The sequence below is a fragment of the Blautia sp. KLE_1732_HM_1032 genome (genome assembly GCF_025147905.1).
GTDB lineage: Bacteria > Bacillota > Clostridia > Lachnospirales > Lachnospiraceae > Blautia_A > Blautia_A fusiformis.
Genome location: NZ_CP102266.1, coordinates 2,566,966 through 2,586,633 on the forward strand (window position 1 = coordinate 2,566,966; position 19,668 = coordinate 2,586,633).

15 protein-coding genes are annotated in these 19,668 nt (G+C 45.1%); all 15 read right to left on the reverse strand.

Translation table 11 applies throughout. The annotated features are described in order from the left end of the window. Positions 1-282: 282 nt before the first annotated feature. Positions 283-1,326 carry a LacI family DNA-binding transcriptional regulator gene (locus tag NQ489_RS12320; RefSeq protein ID WP_021651739.1) on the reverse strand — a complete coding sequence of 348 codons (1,044 nt, stop codon included), beginning with the start codon at positions 1,324-1,326 and terminating at the stop codon, positions 283-285. Positions 1,327-1,341: 15 nt separating this feature from the next. Next, positions 1,342-2,928, reverse strand: a complete 1,587-nt coding sequence (locus NQ489_RS12325) for a response regulator transcription factor (protein ID WP_021651740.1) — start codon at positions 2,926-2,928, stop codon at positions 1,342-1,344. Then, positions 2,928-4,667, reverse strand: a complete 1,740-nt coding sequence (locus NQ489_RS12330; protein WP_021651741.1) for a cache domain-containing sensor histidine kinase — start codon at positions 4,665-4,667, stop codon at positions 2,928-2,930. Before NQ489_RS12330 ends, NQ489_RS12325 begins: the two co-directional genes overlap by 1 nt. Positions 4,668-4,801: 134 nt before the next feature. Further along, positions 4,802-6,169: an MFS transporter gene (locus NQ489_RS12335; protein ID WP_015524410.1), complete on the reverse strand. Its 1,368-nt coding sequence runs from the start codon at positions 6,167-6,169 to the stop codon at positions 4,802-4,804. 236 nt (positions 6,170-6,405) lie between these two features. Further along, positions 6,406-7,353: a substrate-binding domain-containing protein gene (locus NQ489_RS12340; protein WP_021651744.1), complete on the reverse strand. Its 948-nt coding sequence runs from the start codon at positions 7,351-7,353 to the stop codon at positions 6,406-6,408. 119 nt (positions 7,354-7,472) lie between these two features. Further along, positions 7,473-8,624 (reverse strand): iron-containing alcohol dehydrogenase, encoded by a 1,152-nt coding sequence (locus NQ489_RS12345; RefSeq protein WP_015524408.1) that lies wholly within the window; start codon positions 8,622-8,624, stop codon positions 7,473-7,475. 138 nt (positions 8,625-8,762) lie between these two features. Continuing rightward, positions 8,763-9,548, reverse strand: a complete 786-nt coding sequence (locus tag NQ489_RS12350) for a 5-deoxy-glucuronate isomerase (RefSeq protein WP_015524407.1) — start codon at positions 9,546-9,548, stop codon at positions 8,763-8,765. A 16-nt stretch (positions 9,549-9,564) separates the two neighbouring features. Further along, positions 9,565-11,496, reverse strand: a complete 1,932-nt coding sequence (iolD, locus tag NQ489_RS12355; protein ID WP_015524406.1) for a 3D-(3,5/4)-trihydroxycyclohexane-1,2-dione acylhydrolase (decyclizing) — start codon at positions 11,494-11,496, stop codon at positions 9,565-9,567. Positions 11,497-11,514: 18 nt separating this feature from the next. After that, positions 11,515-12,549, reverse strand: coding sequence for a 5-dehydro-2-deoxygluconokinase (gene iolC / locus NQ489_RS12360; RefSeq protein ID WP_015524405.1), 1,035 nt, complete (start codon positions 12,547-12,549; stop codon positions 11,515-11,517). Between the two features lie 408 nt (positions 12,550-12,957). Continuing rightward, positions 12,958-13,986: a LacI family DNA-binding transcriptional regulator gene (locus tag NQ489_RS12365; protein WP_022426319.1), complete on the reverse strand. Its 1,029-nt coding sequence runs from the start codon at positions 13,984-13,986 to the stop codon at positions 12,958-12,960. Positions 13,987-14,124: 138 nt separating this feature from the next. Further along, positions 14,125-15,501: a nickel pincer cofactor biosynthesis protein LarC gene (gene larC, locus NQ489_RS12370; protein WP_021651747.1), complete on the reverse strand. Its 1,377-nt coding sequence runs from the start codon at positions 15,499-15,501 to the stop codon at positions 14,125-14,127. Continuing rightward, positions 15,502-16,245: a nickel pincer cofactor biosynthesis protein LarB gene (gene larB / locus NQ489_RS12375; RefSeq protein WP_022426321.1), complete on the reverse strand. Its 744-nt coding sequence runs from the start codon at positions 16,243-16,245 to the stop codon at positions 15,502-15,504. It abuts the gene before it with no gap. Positions 16,246-16,394: 149 nt separating this feature from the next. Next, positions 16,395-17,132 (reverse strand): ABC transporter ATP-binding protein, encoded by a 738-nt coding sequence (locus NQ489_RS12380; RefSeq protein ID WP_021651749.1) that lies wholly within the window; start codon positions 17,130-17,132, stop codon positions 16,395-16,397. Between the two features lie 12 nt (positions 17,133-17,144). After that, positions 17,145-17,921, reverse strand: coding sequence for an ABC transporter permease (locus tag NQ489_RS12385; RefSeq protein WP_044961662.1), 777 nt, complete (start codon positions 17,919-17,921; stop codon positions 17,145-17,147). 139 nt (positions 17,922-18,060) lie between these two features. Next, on the reverse strand, positions 18,061-19,356 hold the full coding sequence (gene eno, locus NQ489_RS12390; protein WP_044961624.1) for a phosphopyruvate hydratase: 1,296 nt from the start codon (positions 19,354-19,356) through the stop codon (positions 18,061-18,063). Positions 19,357-19,668: the final 312 nt, after the last annotated feature.

Genomic DNA, 19,668 nt, shown 5'->3' on the forward strand with positions numbered 1-19,668 from the left:
TATCGTCAAACGACATTTTTTCTCGCTGGAAGCACCAGCCGCGGAAGGGGATGCTGTCTGGCTCTGCTTCTGCAGGAGGGGAGCTGATTCTTGGACGGCGGGAATCTGCGTTGTTTTTCAAAAGTCCGCTGTCTGAGCGGCAGCAGGCCGCGAGTTCGGACTTTTGAAAAACGCTTTTAGCAGATTTCCGGCGTCCTAGAAGCCAGCCCCCGACGAAGCCGCAGACCAGACAGCATCCCCTTCCGCGGCGTCCCTCCGCACAAAAAAAGGAGACACCCCACTTCAGTGTCTCCCCTCCGGAATCGTATACTCATTCCTTATATATATTTCCGTAAAAATCTTCGCCCTCTCCGGCGCTTCCCCATTAAACAGCAGCCGGAACAAAATCATCACCGGCTCATACCCCTGTATCCTGGCATCCTGCCCGATCAGGAAATGAATAAATCCTTCCCTCATCAGCTCATAATTCCGCCCCATAAAATCATTGGCAACCATCTTCACCTGACCAGCTTTCCCCGCTCCGGCAATTGCCTCACACACCCCTTCCTCCCCATGAGAAGTAAGATATATCCCGTCAAGATCCGGAACATCCTTAAATATCCCTTCCGTAATTTCCCTGGCCCTGCCATTCTCCTCAAAGCAATACTCCGGCCCAATGATCTCAATCCCAGGATACTTCCGCGCAATTTCCTCACGGAATCCAACCACCCTGCTACTCAGAGAAGTATTGGTACTATAGCCGGAAATCACAACAACCTTTCCTTTTCCACCGGTCAGCTCCCCCATAAGCCCCGCAGCCGCACGGCCACACTGCACACCGTTCTGCCCTACAAAACAAAGCCGTTTCGTATCCTCCACATCCGAAGTAAACGTCACCACCGGGATCCGAAATTCCTCTACAAACCGGTCAATTTCCCTTTTCACACGTTCCTCATCCAAAGGAACCATGGCAATACCACGAACCTCTTCCATCCGCATCTTCTCCATGGCGAGAATAACATCCTCCGCATTCTGATGCTCGATCTTATGGACCAGGACTGTACCACCAAGATTATCCACCTCAGCGCACGCCTCCTGGATTCCCTTCAGAACTTCTTTCATAAAAGGTGTTTCCGCACCCTGCAGGATCACGCCGATCTTAATATTATTTCTGCTCATGGATAGAGCACGGCCCAGTTGATTCGGCTTATACCCCATCTCATCAGCGATGGCACGGATCCTCTCAGCAACCTCCGGACGGATCCTGCCCCTGTTATTTAACGCTCTGTCAACAGTACCTCTGGAAACACCGGCAGCTTCCGCGATCTGCCTTATAGTAACTCCCATACTAAGCACCTCTTTCTATGATAATCCGGATTCTTTTCTGTATTCCGCAGGACTTAAGCCCGTAAACTTCTTAAATGTCTTGGAAAAATAATGATAATCTCCAAAACCGGAACGCAATGCCACATCCTTCACTTTACAGTTCGTCTCTGAAAGAAGCTTCTTTGCACAGTCGATCCGAAGCTCCTGCACATAATTGGAAAAACCGATCTTCATCTCCTGTTTGAAAAGATAACTGAGATAAGCAGGATTCACCTCCGCCGCATCTGCTACATCCTGAAGGCTGATCGGCGCTTCATAATGTTCCCGGATAAACTCCAGAGCTTTTTTCACAGCAGCAGAGGTCCCCTCCGGAACAGCATCCTCTTCCCCCACAAAAAGCTGTGAAATACAGGCACTGCCCTTTTCCCTGAATTTCTCAAAGCTTTCAATATCTCCATACCAGATGGGCTCTTTCTCAATTCCGGCTGTCTGATTCAATTTCTTAAGCCACTGTACCAGAAGTCTTCCGTCGGTATAACGATCCTGACAGTCAGCGAGAACCTGTGTCCAAAGCTCCTCCGCTTTCTTTCGGTCTTTCCCTGCCTTCAGCCTGGAAATCTGCCCTTCCAGCTTCTCAGCACTTTCCGGTAAAACACTGTCCGCTTTCTTCCGTCCTTCAAAATAAAGGATCTCTTTTTTCTCATAAAAATGCAGCTTCATCATTTCTCTGGCCTGCTGATAAGCCTGGCGGATCCCATCCTCTCCCATGCAGACACTGCTGACACTGATACCAAAATCACAAAGATCCTCCTGACAGTGCCGGTAGCAGATCGCTGCTGCCTCAGTCAGTCTCTGCTGCATAGCCGATGTCCTGCAGTCTCCGGAAAGATCAAGAAAACAGCAAAAAATCCCTGCGCCAAGATAGACCACTTCCGTAAATTCACTTTCTGTCCCAAGAAGCTCCTCCGTACGTTCCAGCAGTCTGTGACGGAAATGATGGGAATACTGTTCCACTTCCAGCGGCGTCCATTGTCTTTCCCTCTCTGCCCAGTTCTCCATAAACATACAGATCACAGCACTGTTAAAATATTTCCCGGCGATTCCGGCTTCCACACGCTTTTCCTCACGTGCCTGATTTTTCAGCATCCCCGAGATCAGTCCGTTAAAAAAATAATACTTCAGAGCGTGACTTCCCAGATGGATCAGCTTTCTCGTCCGTGCCTGTTCCTGACTTTTTTCTCTGCGCTTCTCGATCAGCCGGGCTGATTTTTCCAGAGTATCATAAAGACTATCCTCGTCCAGACTGTTCTTTAATACATATTCATCCGCCCCAAGGCGCATGGCCTCTTTTACATATTCAAAATCATCATGACAGCTGAGCACGATAATATAGATATCCCTGTTTTCCTCACGGATCTTTCTGATCAGCTCAATTCCATCCATCACAGGCATGGTAAGATCCGTCACAAGAACATCGATTTTTTCTTTCTGAAGGAATCCATAAGCTTCCTCCCCGTCTTCTGCATCATCCACGATCTCATATCCTGCTTTTTCCCAGGAATCCAGGGTTTTGAGATAGCTCCTTACAAGAAAATCATCATCTGCCACCAGTGTTCTGTACATTAATTTTTTCTCCCTTCTTCAGGCATATCATAGATCGCAGGCAGAAATACCGTGACCTCCGTACCGTTTCCACTGCTTACGTATTCCATTCCTCCCTGTGTCCCGTAATAAAGCTCCAGGCGTTCTTTTACATTTGGAATCCCCACTGCGGAAAGTCCGTTTGTTTTTTTTGCATGACTGTTAAAAAGATCTCGGATCTGCTCTTTTGTCATTCCTCTGCCGTTATCCTTTACTATGAGGATCAGCTTTCCTTCACTTACGTTTCCGCTGATCCAGATTTTTCCTGTTTGCCGCTTGATGTCGATCCCGTGAAGAAGAGCATTCTCCACAAGCGGCTGAAGGATCAGTCTCGGAATATAGCACCGGTATGCTTCCTCAGAGATCTCATATTTCACCTGAAAGCTTCCCTGATAGCGAAAATCCTGCAGATGGATATAATTTTTCAGTATATGGATCTCATCGGCAACAGAAAGGAAGCTTCCCTTTTTGTTGATACTGGCCTGCAGAAGCTCCACGAAATCTCCAATAAGCCCCGCCAGCTCTTTTTCCCCTTTCAGAAATGCCGCAAATTTGATGGAGTTCAATGTATTATACATAAAATGCGGTGTGATCTGATACTGCAGTGCTTCCAGCTCTGCATCTTTTTTCTGCTGTTCCTCTTCGATCACCTGGGCGATCAGAGCTTCGATATAATCCAGCATGTGGTTGAATTCTTTTCCGAGGGTTCCGATCTCATCAGCAGTAGTCACTTCTGTACGGAGGCTCAGATCTCCCTCACCAACCTTCTCAACCGTGCCAGTCATGGATCTGAGCGGTCCGCAGACTACTCTGGAGAGCCACAGTGCCAGCAGCACAGCTGCCACAAAAACTGCACCAAATATTCCGATCAGAAAGAGCCGCATCCGGGAAAGTCCGCTTAAAACTTCTTTTTTCGGTACCTCCAGATATAAGCCGCAGTCTGAAAAGCTACCTCTGCTGAAAAAAGAGATCACACCGTTTTTTTCTGCATAGCCTTCCATTTTGGGAACATTCTGATCTGTAATCTCCGGAAATGTTTTTCCAATGTCACTGTAGTCTCCGGATGTCACGATTTCATCATTTCTGTCTACCAGAACTATTCTGGTGATCTTTTCATCATTGACAGCTTCCAGATATTCGTAATAAATTGCCCGTTCCCTGATGTCTGCGACAACATACCCCAGAATCTCTCCGTTATCATCCTCTACCTTCTGGATCACAGAAAGAAAGCTGCCGCCTTCATGGATCGGAGATTCCACAAGAACCGGAAAGGAATCCAGTTCCTGTATTTTTTCCAATTCCTCGATATGTTCTCCTGAAATCCCCTGCTTGTTTACCGGAAATTCCTCAGAAGTCACAGCCATTTTTTTGTCTGGAAAGACAAAGTAAAGGGAGTTGATATCTTTATATTCCCGACTGTGTTCCCGGAGAAGCCCAGCCATATTTTCCAGGCTGTTTTCATTTCCTGTACAGCTGTAGTCCTTCGCATTATTCCGTATATCTGTATCCCAGGCAGTTCTCGTATTCACATAATAAATCTCTTTCAGGGATTCGTCCAGATCTTTTATAGTCTGCTGCATCCGTCCATACAGGATCCCGGAATAATTTTCTTCGATCATCCCTGCTGCCCGAAAATAAAATACCCCCGTAAGAGAACAGGCAGTAAACATGGTTACTGTCAGGATCGCCAGTAATATCTTTGCCCGGATACTTTTTAACATAGAACTCCTCCCTTCCGTAAAGCGGATATACGCCTCTCTATGCTATATGCCCATAAACGCAGGAAACAGCAGGAGTATCCTACCCCTGCCTGATTTCCTGTTTGCGGTTGAATATATGTTTTACAATAAAATGTTTATAACTGTCCGTGTGCCTCGCGCTCGGTAAGCTCCTGCATGATCGCCGGATACATTTTGTCAAGCTTATATCCGAAAAGCGTTACAATGATCACTGCTGCAATGAGGATCGGTCCAAATTTATAAAGAGAAACGATCATCTCCAGTGCTGTTTCCGGCTGTGCAGTTATTCCTGCAGATGAGCTTACATATCCGGAACTGCTTAAAAGACCTGTGATCACTGCGGAGGCAAGACCTGCGCCAACTTTTGTTCCGATGGAACCGCCTGCAAAGATCAGACTTTCCTGACGGATATGGTTTTTCCACTGTCCGAACTCTACTACATCACCAACCATACTGAATACAACTGCGTTCAGTGGAGCAAGTCCGATGGCACGTGTGACACAGCTCATAACCATGAAGCCGAAGCTGTATGGATTCAGGAAAAACAGAATCTGGCCGCCAAGTGCAACAAATCCACCGACAAATGCGATATTTCTTTTTCCGAATTTCTTGATCAACGGTGAGCAGATGAAGATTCCCACTACCAGAACCAGGGTTTCTGTAAGGAACAGTGCGCTGTACATCCATGTATCATTGTTGAAAATATATTTACAGTAGTACGGAAGAATGGTTCCTGTGATCGTAAAGGATACACTCTGTACTGTCCACAGAAGCATTACTGCCCAGAAATACTGATTTGCAAAAAGTGCCTTCAGCATTGTCGGAATCGGAAGCTTCTCATCTTTCTTTCTTGCTTCGATCTGAACCTTTTCCTCACATCTGAAGAAGCAGAGAAGCAGAAGTGCAAGTGCAAGCACTGCCCATACACTCATAACCTTGATCCATGCAGCCTGATCATTTCCAAGAAGCTTTACAAGCGGCAGTGTACAGGTTGCTGCAACGATCTTTCCGATAGGTGACAGTCCCATTCTCAATACACTGAGTTTATCTCTCTCTGATGATTCGCGTATCATCATTGAAGAAAGGCTTCCATATGGAAGATTGATCGCTGTATAGCATATGGTCGTACAGAAGTTATAGGTTACAAAGAGATACAGAAACTGAAGCATCCCTGTTGTACGCGGCACTGTGAAAAGCAGTACTGCTGACAGCGCAAACGGAATGCTCATCCACAGAAGCCAGGGTCTTGATTTTCCCCATTTGGAATTGGTCCTCTCTACAATGACACCCATGACCAGATCGGAAAATCCATCAAAGCATCTGGAAAGTAACATTACCAGTCCTACTGTTGCTGCGCTTATCCCTACATAATCTGTGTAAAACAGCGTCAGCAGTGTTCCGATCATTCCGAACACGATATTACATCCTACATCTCCTCCAGCATAACACAGCCCTGTTGATACCGAAAGTTTTTTCTTCTCCATCTTATTATCCCGCCCTTTCATTTCTTTTCGTTTTTTATTTTCGCTTTCCTTTTGATGATTCTATTTTATCGAAAATACAGGATTATCATAGTATGAGAAATTTTAGTTTTTTCGGTATTATTTTTACCTGACTGTTAAATCTGTACCAAAGTTTTTCTGATTCTGATATCTCTACATCCTTCTTTTGTCCTATTTTTATGTTTTGTGTTTTATTTTTGGATGGAAACCTGCTTGTATCAGGGATGAGAATGTCCGTCATCCTTCATATATGTATCAATATTTTCTTCGGTAAGCACCTGGGAATCCAGAATCTCATCTTCTCCTGTTCCCTCTCCCTCCAGATCCTTCACAATATACCGGATGGTTTCATAACCGATCTGATAACCGGACTGCGCGCCAAGCGCCACAATACGCCCATCCTGAACCGCTTTCAAGGCATCTTCCTGAGCATCTACGGAAACAATAGAAATCTCCCGTCCTTCAGTTGCCTCTGAAAGTCCCAGGGCCGTCACTGCACTTGTGGTCATGATTCCGTTAAGATCCGGATACTTCACCAGGATCTCATCCACATCCTTCTGGGAAACCCGCATATTGCTGTATCCGTTCCGAACCATTTCAATGGTGATCCCTGGCTCTTTTTCCATATATTTTTCAAATCCGGCAACACGCATCCGGTGTCCAGCCTGCTTAAAATCACCGGCGATCACGCCAATCTTTCCTTTATGATCCAGAGCCTTTGCAAGCTGCTCGCCCAGCTCATAGCCTAGTTTTTCATTGTCAATTCCAATATAAGGAATTTCTGAATCCTCTATGGGAGTATCACAGGCATATACAGAAATCCCCTTTTCTCTTGCGAAATTTAAATAATCTTCGCATTCATAGGAATCTATAGGAGAAACTGCCATCGCCTGGATATCGGTTTTCAGAAGATCCCGGATCATATTTTTCTGAACCTCTTCTTCTGTTTCGGAATCCGGGGACAGAATCACCACATCTGCATGATATTTTTCTGCCGCATCTTTCATCCCGTCGCAGACAGACAACCAATATTCACTGCTTTTAGATTTTGTAACAACACCGATCGTTACCTGCTCTTCTTCTGTTTTCCTTGCAGAAGACCCGCATCCGGAAAGGCTGCAAACTCCTATGACTGCCACCAGAATACAGATATACTTTTTTCTCATGAAGGATATGCCTCCTTTTCTTTTGCAGCTATATTTGCCACGGGAAAAAAGACTCCGGAGCCTTTTTCTCCGGTCCGGAGTCTTTTCCTATCTGGCAATGCAGGGTTTACATTTACATTTTACCAGAGTTTTCTGTAGATTTCTTTTACTTCCTCTTCTGTTACATCACGCATGGTATTCTGAGGACTTCCACTGTCCATGGCATCATGTGCCATTTTGTCGATGACGTTGAAGAACTCTTCTTTATTGATACCGAACTGCTCCAGAGTCGGAGTATCCAGTTCATTTACAAGTGACTCTACTGCTTTCAGGAATTTCTCAGCTGCTTCCTGATCAGAATCAGTTGCATCCGCCACACCAATATCACGTCCCAACGCTCCGAATCTGTCGTATGCTCCGGGAAGCGCAAAGGTAAGGCACTCCTTCAGAAGCATGGCATTGGAAAGTCCGTGTGCTACATGGAACAGTGCTCCGATCGGACGGCTCATTCCATGGATAATGGTAACAGATGCATTGTTAAATGCGATTCCTGCCTCAAGAGCAGCGACAGACATCTGTACACGAGCTTCTTCATTCTTTCCGTCTTTATATGCAACCGGAAGATATTTAAAGATCCTCTTTACTGCAGATACTGCAAAAGTATCGGAAAGTGTCTGTGCTTTTCTGGATGTATAAGCTTCCACACAGTGGCAAAGTGCATCAAGACCTGTTGCTGCTGTGATCTTTGGAGGTGCAGTCATAGTAAACTGCGGGTCGATAATGGCAAGATCCGGCATGAGAACTTTGCCTTTAAGAAGCATCTTGATGTCTTTTTTGGTATCCGTGATAATCGTGAACTGTGTTGCCTCAGATCCCGTTCCTGCTGTGGTAGGGATCGCCGCCATTGGCGGCATCTTTACATCGATCACTTTTCCCATGTAGTCGGAAATGCTTCCACCGTTTACTACCAGTGAGCCGATGGCTTTCATAGAGTCAATGGGACTTCCGCCTCCCAGAGCTACTAGGAAGTCACAGTTCTCATCTTTATAGATCTGTAAGCCTTTTTCGATCATGGTATCTGTTGGCTCACCACAGATGTCAGAATAAATGCTGTATTCAATGCCCTGATTTGTCAGCGCCTTCTCAACTTTTGCACAGTTTCCCAGGTCGATCATTACTTTATCGGTTACGATCAGAGCTTTTTTACCAAGGAGTTTCAGTGCTCCTTCTGCCATGTCCAGTGCTCCGGAACCGGAAATAATTTCTCCAGGTACAATAAATTCTCTTGCCATTGTCAAAATCTCCCTTCAGTCAGTACAATTTTTTTCATAATAGCAGCAGGTCTACTGCTGTCCGCTCCTCACAAACAACAGCATTTTCCTCTTCCTGCTGCCTGTTATTTACGATCCAGTATCAGTATCTCCGAATCCTTAAAACTCGGCGTCATGAAGCCAGGTATATCTCTCATCCTCGCAGCGGTCTGTCTGCAGCCACGGATTTCCGTCAATGTGGCGGATCATCCAGCATGTATACATCTGATATCCAGGTGCAACTGCCTGCGGATGAAGCTCTCCTCCTGGAATTGCGGAAAAGCTCTCGTCTGTACTCTTAAATACCTGATCACCGACAAAGCTTGCTCCAAACCCTTCCGGATGATCAAATTTGAAAAAGTATGTCTCAGGCTGCGGATGTCTGTGCGGCAGGTATCCGGACCAGTTTCCTCTGTCATTGAGAACCTCACCAAGAACCATATTGGACTCCGGTGAAATGTCATGATCGAAGATGGTGTTTACTCTTCTCTTCGCAACATTTCCAAACTTGCCTACGCAGGAATATCCCCACGGAGCATCTTCCGGTTTGTAGAGTTTTGCACCGAAATCTTTCTCGTTCTTTGTGCACTGAACAAGGATCTGTGACTCTGCATTTGCTACAACTGTAATCTCAGTTCCTGTGCATCCGTGAACACACCATGGTCCCTCTGTGAACACGTCTTTTCTGGTTGCTGCAGCTTCGTTTCCGTTCCATTTATAGGTAATGTTTCCGGAGAGGAGGAGAACTGCTGTCTCCTCACCCTCTCTTAAAAATGTTCTTGTCTCCCCTGCCTTCATACGGTAAACACGGATGTCCATCATCATGGCCTTGTACTCATTATCGTATGTTGTAAGAATCTTTTCGCCTTTTTCGTCATATTCCGGATAACCAAATACTTTACTCATTTTCTTACCTCCCAGATTAGTACAGTCTTGCCTCTTCACGGCCTTTCATAACTCCTTCGCAGGCCTTTCTTACGCTTTCTTTCTCAGATGTTGTTGCGATTCCTACATCCCACCATGACTCATATCCGTCTGTCATAGTCTTCGGGATAACCTTCAGATCAAAGAGGCATGCGATCTCCTGCTTTTTGGCATCTTCCAGAGCATCTACCAGCTCCTGGATTGTGCGGCAGGTATAGGTCTTCAGGCCATAGCCTTCGCCGATCTTTGCATAATCTACAGGGATCAGATCTCCAGTCGGTTTCTTGCCGTCTGTATAACGGAACTCTGTTGCAAGGCTTCCGATTCCGTGGTTCATCTCAAGGTTGTTGATGCAGCCAAATCCGCAGTTATCGAATACCATGATATTGACTTTCTGTCTCTCCTGCATGATAGTCATGATCTCACTGTGGAGCATCTGGAAGCTGGAATCGCCAACTACGCAGTATACTTCGTTATCCGGCTCTGCAAATTTCACGCCAAGGGTAGCGGCAACCTCATATCCCATACAGGAATATCCGTACTCTGCATGATATCCGCCACGTTTGTCTGTTCTCCACATACGCTGCATACAGCTTGGAAGAGAACCGCCTGCTGTGATGATGGTTGCATCTTTGTCGATAGTTCTATTGATGGCTGCAAGCGCTGCTGTCTGTGTGATCTTTCCGTTTGTAAGCTTTACATATTCCGGGATCGTACGTGGATCTCTTGCTTTTATCAGCGGCTCAAAATCATCTCCTGTGTACTCAATGCTTCCAAGGCGCTCCATCTCTTTATCCCATGCAGCTTTTGCTTTCTCGATCTCATCTGTGTATGCAGATTTATATCCTCTTGCACGAAGCTTTTCTGCTAGTGCTTCTACGGTAGCTTTTGCATCACCCACTGCTTTTACTGCATCCATCTTGTATGCGTGGAATCTGCAGTTGTTGATACTTACAAACTGAACATCCTCATTCTGGAACAGATGCTTGGAGCTTGTTGTAAAGTCAGACATTCTGGAACCGATAGAAATTACCACGTCTGCGTCTTTACCAATGATGTTGGAAGCGTAGGTTCCTGTTACACCGATACCGCCAAGGCAGTATGGATTGCCAGACTGGCAGGCGCTCTTTCCGGCCTGTGTCTCGCCGAATGGGATCTTGAACTCTTCACAGAATTTCTCAACAGCTTCTCCAGCTTCTGAGTAACGGACACCACCACCAACAACGATAAGCGGTTTCTTCGCTCCTGCGATGACCTCTGCCACATCCTCAAGCTCTTCCTCTACTGCAACCGGTCTTGTGATCCTGTGCACTCTCTTCTTGAAGAAGTACTCCGGGAAGTCAAAGGACTCACCCTCAACATCCTGGCAAAGCGCGATGCAGCATGCACCTGTTTCAGCCGGATCTGTAAGAACTCTCATTGCATTGATCAGAGCGGTCATGACCATCTCCGGTCTTGTGATCCTATCCCAGTATTTGCAGACTGGTTTGAATGCATCGTTCGTACTGATGGCAAGGCTGCTGCTCTGCTCCAGCTGCTGGAGAACCGGGTCAGGCTGGCGAGATGCAAAAGTATCTGCCGGGAATACAAGAAGCGGAATATTATTTACAGTTGCTGTTGCACATGCTGTTACCATGTTTGCAGCTCCAGGTCCGATGGAGGAAGCGCATGCAATGATTTTTTTGCGGTTGCTCTGTTTTGCAAAAGCGGTAGCAACGTGACACATACCCTGCTCATTTCTTCCCTGAAGAACCTTCAGCTGTCCCGGATTTGTATCCAGTGCCTCACCAAGTCCTACAGCAATACCGTGTCCGAAGATCGTGAAAAATCCTTCTACGAATTTTGTCTCCACTCCGTCCATGGAAACATACTGATTATCCAGAAATTTTACAATTGCCTGTGCAGTTGTCATTCTTACTGTCTTTGCCATTTTTCCCACTCCTTTTCTTTATACTCTTGCGATCATTTCGCCGAATTTTTCTTTTTCATCTTTAATGAATGCGTGAACTTCATCCGGTCCCGGAAGGGAATCGGAGCAGTTGTTGCTCTTAACCATCATGGATGCCTCAGCAGAACCAAACTCCAGGCAGTCAATGATCTCCCAGCCCTGATACAGTCCATACAGGAATCCGGAGCCGTATCCGTCGCCGCCGCCGAAGCCTTTTCTTGCCTCAACCGGGAATGGCTTGATGCTGAACTTCTGTCCATCAACTGTGTAGGCTGTGGAACCCTTCATACCGTGTTTGATGACAACGATCTTTGCATTTTTTGCCTGCCAGTAAGCTGCGCTCTCCTCATCAGTCATGCCTTCTTTGATCAGTTTCTCTGTAAGGTCAAACTCTTCTCTGGAGCCCATGATGATGTCAGCTTCCTTAGCTACGATGGAATAGTAGATGGAAATCTCATCTGCATTCTTCCAGTTGTACTCTCTGTAATCAATATCAAAAATGATCTTTGTGTTTACTTTCTTAGCAAGCATAACTGCTTTGATCGCTGCTTCTCTGGAAGGGCTCTCTGCAAGAGCAGTTCCGGAAATGAGGATCGCTTTTGCATTTTTGATATAATCCTCGTGGATGTCGTCTACATGAAGCTGCAGATCTGCGATACGGTTACGATACATGAGGATACTGCTTTCCTTTGGAGAAAGCATCTCGGTAAAAGTAAGTCCCAGTTTCTCTCCGTTTGTACATTTTGTGATCTGTGAGGTATCGATTCCTCTCTCATCAAAATAATCTACAACATACTCACCGAACTGATCATCCGAAACCTTTCCGATAAATCCTGCTTTCAGGCCATGCTTGGTAACACCTACAGCGATGTTTGCAGGAGATCCTCCTACAAATTTCTCAAACATATGTACCTTCTTCAGGGGTTTGAACTCCTCCTTTACCTGATCGTTGTAAGCAGGATTAAAATCAATGGCAACTCTTCCAAGGAGCACCAGGTCCATTGGTCTGGATTCATCAAATTCGATATACTTCATGATCTTACCTCCGTTTGTTTGATGGTTTATTTTTTACTTCTTTTTTATGTGCTTTTTTGATTTGCGTGCTTTTTCTTTTATTTAGCGTGCTTTCTTGCGTGTTTCTTATGATGTTAATATAGCACCGTTTTACAATTTGGGCAAGTACTTCTTTTCATTTTTCTTTTTTTCAGTTATTCTATACAATTTTTGTAGTTTTGTTTTGTTCAAAGTAGCTATTATCTACATGTGCATTTGCGTGTTGATTTTTTTAGCACGCTATTGGCACGCAATCAAATGTATCCAGACAGTCGTTTCCTTGGAATCTATATTTCATATCGTAGTATCTTATAGATTTCCTGTAATATAAAAAAGCCTGCAGTTTTCATTCTGCAGACTATTTTATATGATACTTTGCACAATACATGTTCAAAGGTTATATTTTGTTTTGATCTTGATATCTGTAAAGAGATATTCTCTCTCCGGCTCCTGTCCTTTTGTCAGGATATCCGCCAGGATCCTTGGCGGTTCATACCCCTGGACATATCCATTCTGGTCGATCAGAAAATCCACATGATCATTCTTCAGTGCCCGTTCATTCTTCGGAGTCTGATCGTAGATCACAACGTAGGGCCTGCGGTCAAGTCTCAGCTTTTCAAATGCCTTACCCACTCCTGCCTGGCCTCCGGATACCACCAGGATCCCGCTGATCCCTGAAGTACTCATCATGGCATTTTCTATAATGTGCTCCACCTCAGCTGCTTCATCAAAGCTTCCGTGAACACCGGCGATCTCCAGATGTGGAAAAGCCCGCTTGGCTTCCTCCACAAAGCCATCCACTCGCTGATTGTCAACATGATTGCTGAAATATCCGGTGATGATCAGGATCTTTCCATTTCCTCTTGTCAGCATTCCAAGAAGTCCGGCTGCGGTACGTCCGCTCTTGCGGTTATCCATTCCCACAAAACAGGTTCTTCTCGTTCCTACAATATCAGAGTTAAAGGTTACTACTGGGATATTCTTCTCTTCGATCAAAGCATTCAGTTTCTCCCGGACAGTCTCACTGTCTACCGGCATGATCGCAAGTCCCCGGATTCCTTCCTGTTCCAGTTCCTCAATGGCCTGCAGCTGTTCCTCTTCATCAACGGAAAGACCCTCTTTCAGGATCAGCTGGATCCCTTTTTCTTTCAGTTCCACGGCTGCCTTCTCAATACCACGATTTACTTCCTGCATAAAAGAAGATCTGGCAAGCTGTGTCACCACTCCGATCTTCAGTCTTTCATCTTTAGCTGTTCTGGAATGTTTCCGTTCTTTCTGTACATATCCCATCTCGTCCGCCAGACGGCAGATTCTCTCTGCCACCTCCGGATTGATCCGTCCTCTGTGGTTCAATGCTCTGTCCACGGTTCCCCTGGAAACCCCTGCCTGTTCTGCAATCTGCTGTATTGTTACCGCCATAAATCCTTCTCCTGCCTCTGCCTTACTGTGTCGTTGCCAACTGTTCCGTCCGGCAATAATCTTTCTATATACATTTATATAGTTTTTTCGAAAAGGTGTCAATATGTAAGTGCATTATACAAGGCAACCAATCCGATCTTATCCCCGCACAGCCATATGATATACTTCTTTATAAGAAATCCCTGTTTTTTCACAAAGTTTTTTTACGCTTTCGTATTCCGGATAATAATATTCCTGTCCGTCAAAAGTGCAGACCTTCACTTCTACATTTCCCAGCGGGGTTGTAACCGTTCTTTTCTCTCTTTTCAGAATGGTTCTCTCCATCTCCTGGCGACGGATCCCAATGGTTGTCGTTTCTCTGAAAATGATCTGCTCCATCGCTGAAACCTGTTCTTTTTTACATAGAACGGTAAGCAGCCATGCCGGACGGTTTTTCTTCATAAATACAGGCATGTAATTGGCCTCTCTGGCTCCTGCCTCATACAGAAGCTCCATAACATAGCCAAGCGTTTCTCCTGTACAGTCATCAATGTTGGATTCCAGCTTTATAATGGTGTCTATTTCCGTACAAGCATCATTGCCTGAAGCCTCCTCCCCGGATTCCCGGATCAGCATGGCACGGAGAATTCCCGGGCACTCATACTGGCGCTTGCCTGCTCCGATACCGATCTTCTCCACCGTAAAATCTTCAGGCAGTTTTTCTGATGTAAGGAATGCCGCCACAATGGCTGCTCCTGTAGGCGTTATCAGTTCACCCTGCACCGATGTGATATGCAGCTTCAGCTGATGAGCACTTACAATATTACTTACCGCCGGTACCGGCACCGGAAGGATTCCGTGCTGACAGCGAATCGTTCCGCTACCCTCACAAAGTCTTGGAACGATCACTTCCTCCACATCCAGATCATCCATACAGATTGCAACAGAAAGAATATCCACAATGGAATCCACTGCACCCACTTCATGGAAATGGACCTGATCCACCGGTACATTATGGGCTTTTGCTTCTGCCTCGGCAAGAATCTTAAAAATTCTTTTTCCATAGGATTTTGCACGATCTGTCATATCTGCATGGTCGATAATCTCCATGATCTCGTTAAGGCCACGGTGTTCATGGTGATGGTGTCCGTGGTGGGAATGCATCGTTTCTGTATATATATGACTGTTTCCATGGGTTTCCTGTACATGATGTTCATGAGAATGGGGATGCTCATGGGCTTCATGACTATGTTGATAATGATGTTCCTCATGATCCTGGCTGTGAGAATCTCCATCATGCCCATACAGATATTTCATATCATGATCATGATTCTCATGATCCAGTAGTACATCAAAATCACAGGCATCGATCCCTGATTTCATCACACGGCTGATCTTTATGTCGAAACCTTTTACCGGCAGACTTTTAAGAATTCTCACCAGTTTTTTCTGATCTGCACCCAGATCCAGAAGAGCCGCAACTGTCATATCCCCGCTGATCCCGGAGGTACACTCCAGATATAATTTGTTTCTCATTTATTTTCCCTCCGCAAGCCGATTGATCTGGGTTGCCAGATATCCTGCCCCAAATCCGTTGTCAATATTTACTACTGCAATTCCGTTGGCACAGGAATTGATCATTGTCAGAAGCGCTGACAATCCATGAAAGCTGGCGCCATATCCCACAGAAGTAGGTACCGCGATCACCGGACGTTTCACAAGACCACCCATAACACTTGCCAGCGCACCCTCCATTCCTGCTACCGCAACCACACAGTTAGCCTCCTGGATGGTATCCAGCCTGGAAAAGAGTCTGTGCATACCACTGACTCCCACATCATAGATCCTCTCCACATGTGTGCCGAAATACTCTGCTGTCTGGGCAGCTTCCTCCGCAACAGAAATATCTGCTGTTCCGGCTGTACATACTGCCACCTTTCCGATATGCTCCTTCTCTTTTTCAATCTTCAAAATTCCGGAAACAGGATCATAAACCACATCAGGAAGAACCTTTTTTACCAGTTCATACTGATGTTCTGACGCCCTTGTTCCAAAGACTTCTCCATCTTCCTCATAAAGCTTCTGATAGATATTCAAAAGATGTTCGTCTGCTTTTCTCGCACAGTAAACTACCTCCGCAAAACCGGTCCTCGCTTTTCGGGTAGTATCCAGCTTCGCATAATCCATTTCTTCATATCCCTCTTTTTTCAGAAGGTCCTCTGCATGCTCCACAGAGAGCTGGCCTTTTTTTACCTTTTCAAGGATCTGCTGTAAAGTCATCTTTTTGCCTCCCTGTTTTCTTCGTAATATAATAACACAATAGCCAGACATTTGCATCATTTCCGCAAATCGTCTGGCTATCTGCTATTCAAACCGTTCACTGTCCGGTTCTTTTTATTTATGCGACTGCCTAGGCCGCCTTCTGTTCTTTATCTGATCATCTCCGTATATTTGGCCGAGATCTCATCAATATCTCCATATGCGATCAGTTTTCCTTTTTCAAGTATCATTGCTTTATTGCACAAGCGCTGTACCTGTTCCAGAGAATGGGATACAAACAGTACCGTAACGCCCTTATCAAACATACTTAAGACTTTCTTTTCACTCTTTTTCCGGAATTTGGCATCTCCTACAGAAAGGACTTCATCCAGGATCAGGATATCCGGTGATACCAGTGTGGCAATGGAAAATCCAAGTCTTGCCTTCATACCGGAAGAATAATTCTTAATAGGGACATCGATAAATTCCTTCAGTTCAGAAAACTCAACGATCTCATCAAATTTCGATTCCAGAAACTTCTTGGAATATCCGAGCATCGCACCATACAGAAAAATATTCTCACGTCCTGTATACTGCGAATCAAAACCGGCTCCCAGTTCCAGAAGAGGGACCAGACGTCCGTTTCGGACCACCTTGCCTTCGGTAGGCTTGAATACACCGGCAATTACTTTGAGCAGAGTACTTTTTCCCGCTCCATTAAGTCCCAGGATTCCTACACGGTCACCTTTTTTCACCTCAAAATCAACATTCTGAAGAGCCCAGAATTCATTATATTTAATTTCTTTTTTTAAGAATTTAATCACGTAATCCTTCAGGCTGTCTACCTTTTCTTTACTGAGATTAAACTTCATACTTACGTTATCTACAACTACTGCAGGTTTTTCCATATTTTTCTCCTGTTAAATATAAAGGATAAACTCATCCTGTTTCTTCTTGAAACAGAACATTCCGATGGCAATCGTCACAAGGCTGAATACCAGTGCGTATGCCGCATAATGCAGGTTCATCGGCTCCCCGAACATTCCTGAACGAAAAACATCGATGGTACAGTACAGCGGATTATATTTCAGGATCCATGAAAAACCACTTTTCAGCAGTCTGGACGGATAATAAAAGATCGCACAGGTATACATGATCAGCATCAGCGCTACTGACCACAGATATTCCATATCTCTGAAAAAAACGCCAATCGTAGCAAGGATCATTCCACAACCATAAGACAACAGAAATACCAGGATCAGCGCGATCGGGATCTGGAGCATATAAAGTGTCGGCTCCACACCAAGTACTGCTCCTACCGGAACCAGCACGATCAGTGAGATCAGGAAGATCACATAGTTAAAAAGTACACTTGACAGCGGATAGAGATATTTTGGCACATAAACTTTCTTGATCATTGCCGAATTCGCTCTTACTGATTTCAATGCCGCTTTTGTGGCACTGGAATAGAATGTGTACAAAAGACGTCCTGTCAGGATATATACAGGAAATGTCCGATCCTTGTTTCCAAACAGGGTACCGAATACGATCGTCAGTACGATCATGGTAAGCAACGGCTCAAGAAGAGACCAGATGATACCAAGATAGGAACGTCTGTACTTCAGTTTGATTCCTTTTTTTACAAGCTCTCCCAGAAGAAACCTGTAACGCATAAAAGTATTTACGTATTCTTTCATAGCATCTCCAATATTCAATTTTATTTTTTCACACGGCTGTAAATCATAATATACTATTTTGAGAAATCTGGCAACCTTATTTTCGCCAAAAAAAGGCACGCCAAAGCGTACCTTTTTGAGAAATGTGTTAGTTATGATCTTATCTCTTGATATTGAATGCCCGAAATCCCGGATATACTGCTGCATCACCAAGCTCTTCCTCAATACGGAGAAGCTGATTATATTTTGCCACACGTTCGCTTCTGGAAGGAGCTCCTGTCTTGATCTGGCAGGTATTCAGTGCCACTGCAAGATCTGCAATGGTTGTATCCTCTGTCTCTCCGGAACGATGGGAAGAAATCGCTGTATAACCAGCTTTATGTGCCATTTTGATGGCTTCCAGAGTCTCAGATACAGAACCGATCTGATTCAGTTTGATCAGAATAGAATTTCCGCAGCCAAGGCTGATACCTTTCTCAAGACGCTCTGTATTTGTAACAAACAGGTCATCACCTACAAGCTGTACTTTTCCTCCAAGTTCTTTTGTCATGATCTGCCAGCCTTCCCAGTCTTCCTCATCAAGGCCATCCTCAATAGAGTAGATCGGATATTTTTCGATCAGATTTTTCCAGTGATCAACAAGCTCCGCAGATGTAAATTTCTTTCCGCATTTCGGAAGAACATACTCCCCCTTTTTGTTTCCTTTCCACTCACTGGATGCAGCATCCATGGCAAGTACAAAATCCTTTCCAGGCTCATATCCTGCTTTTTTCACTGCTTCAAGGATGTACTCAATGGCTTCCTCATCGCTTCCAAGGTCTGGTGCAAAACCACCTTCATCTCCAACGCTTGTTGCAAGGCCTTTTTCTTTCAGAAGTGCAGCAAGAGCGTGGAATACCTCCGTACACCAGCGAAGTCCCTCTTTAAAGCTTGGTGCTCCTGCCGGCATGATCATGAATTCCTGAACATCAACGGTATTCGCAGCATGTGCACCACCGTTTAGGATATTCATCATCGGAACCGGAAGTCTGTTTCCGTTCACCCCACCAAGAAATCTGTAAAGGGGGATGTCAAGAGAAATCGCAGCCGCACGTGCGCACGCAATAGAAACCGCAAGAATGGCATTTGCGCCCAGTTTTGATTTGTCCTTTGTTCCATCTGCTTTGAGCATGGCAGCATCCACTGCATAAATATCAGATGCATCCATTCCTGCCAGCGCATCATTAATTACTGTATTGATATTTTCAATGGCCTTCGAAACACCTTTTCCTCCAAAACGGCTTTTATCCTGATCTCTCAGCTCAAGTGCTTCGAATTCTCCTGTGGACGCTCCGCTTGGTGCTGCTCCTCTTCCGACCGTTCCATCTGCCAGATAAACCTCTGCCTCTACGGTCGGATTTCCTCTTGAATCAATGATCTCTCTTCCAATGACCTTCTCAATCTCTAAATAATCCATTTGATATTTATCCTCCTGTCTGGTCTTTTCGCCCTGTCCGTAACTCCTGTTCAGGCCGCATTTTGTCAGGGGATACGGCCCGCCACAAATTTTACGCATTAGTTAGAATCCGCTAACTGTTTACAAGTTTACTATATCTAACTTTAACGGTCAAGAGGAGTTATTGCCATTTTTTTCTCAATTACTCTTCTGATATTTCCATGTTTTTTCAGAACATTCCGCAGGATGTTGCGAATTTTACTTATTGACAAGGCTTTACTACTTATGATATCATAACCGCCGGTATCAAGCGGATATTCGTAAACCGCTCTG

Excerpts from the sequence above, each read along its gene's own strand:
- NQ489_RS12320 (WP_021651739.1), bottom strand. The coding sequence starts at position 1,326 with ATGGGAGTTACTATAAGGCAGATCGCGGAAGCTGCCGGTGTTTCCAGA.
- NQ489_RS12325 (WP_021651740.1), bottom strand. The coding sequence starts at position 2,928 with ATGTACAGAACACTGGTGGCAGATGATGATTTTCTTGTAAGGAGCTAT.
- NQ489_RS12330 (WP_021651741.1), bottom strand. The coding sequence starts at position 4,667 with ATGTTAAAAAGTATCCGGGCAAAGATATTACTGGCGATCCTGACAGTA.
- NQ489_RS12335 (WP_015524410.1), bottom strand. The coding sequence starts at position 6,169 with ATGGAGAAGAAAAAACTTTCGGTATCAACAGGGCTGTGTTATGCTGGA.
- NQ489_RS12340 (WP_021651744.1), bottom strand. The coding sequence starts at position 7,353 with ATGAGAAAAAAGTATATCTGTATTCTGGTGGCAGTCATAGGAGTTTGC.
- NQ489_RS12345 (WP_015524408.1), bottom strand. The coding sequence starts at position 8,624 with ATGGCAAGAGAATTTATTGTACCTGGAGAAATTATTTCCGGTTCCGGA.
- NQ489_RS12350 (WP_015524407.1), bottom strand. The coding sequence starts at position 9,548 with ATGAGTAAAGTATTTGGTTATCCGGAATATGACGAAAAAGGCGAAAAG.
- iolD (WP_015524406.1), bottom strand. The coding sequence starts at position 11,496 with ATGGCAAAGACAGTAAGAATGACAACTGCACAGGCAATTGTAAAATTT.
- iolC (WP_015524405.1), bottom strand. The coding sequence starts at position 12,549 with ATGAAGTATATCGAATTTGATGAATCCAGACCAATGGACCTGGTGCTC.
- NQ489_RS12365 (WP_022426319.1), bottom strand. The coding sequence starts at position 13,986 with ATGGCGGTAACAATACAGCAGATTGCAGAACAGGCAGGGGTTTCCAGG.
- larC (WP_021651747.1), bottom strand. The coding sequence starts at position 15,501 with ATGAGAAACAAATTATATCTGGAGTGTACCTCCGGGATCAGCGGGGAT.
- larB (WP_022426321.1), bottom strand. The coding sequence starts at position 16,245 with ATGACTTTACAGCAGATCCTTGAAAAGGTAAAAAAAGGCCAGCTCTCT.
- NQ489_RS12380 (WP_021651749.1), bottom strand. The coding sequence starts at position 17,132 with ATGGAAAAACCTGCAGTAGTTGTAGATAACGTAAGTATGAAGTTTAAT.
- NQ489_RS12385 (WP_044961662.1), bottom strand. The coding sequence starts at position 17,921 with ATGAAAGAATACGTAAATACTTTTATGCGTTACAGGTTTCTTCTGGGA.
- eno (WP_044961624.1), bottom strand. The coding sequence starts at position 19,356 with ATGGATTATTTAGAGATTGAGAAGGTCATTGGAAGAGAGATCATTGAT.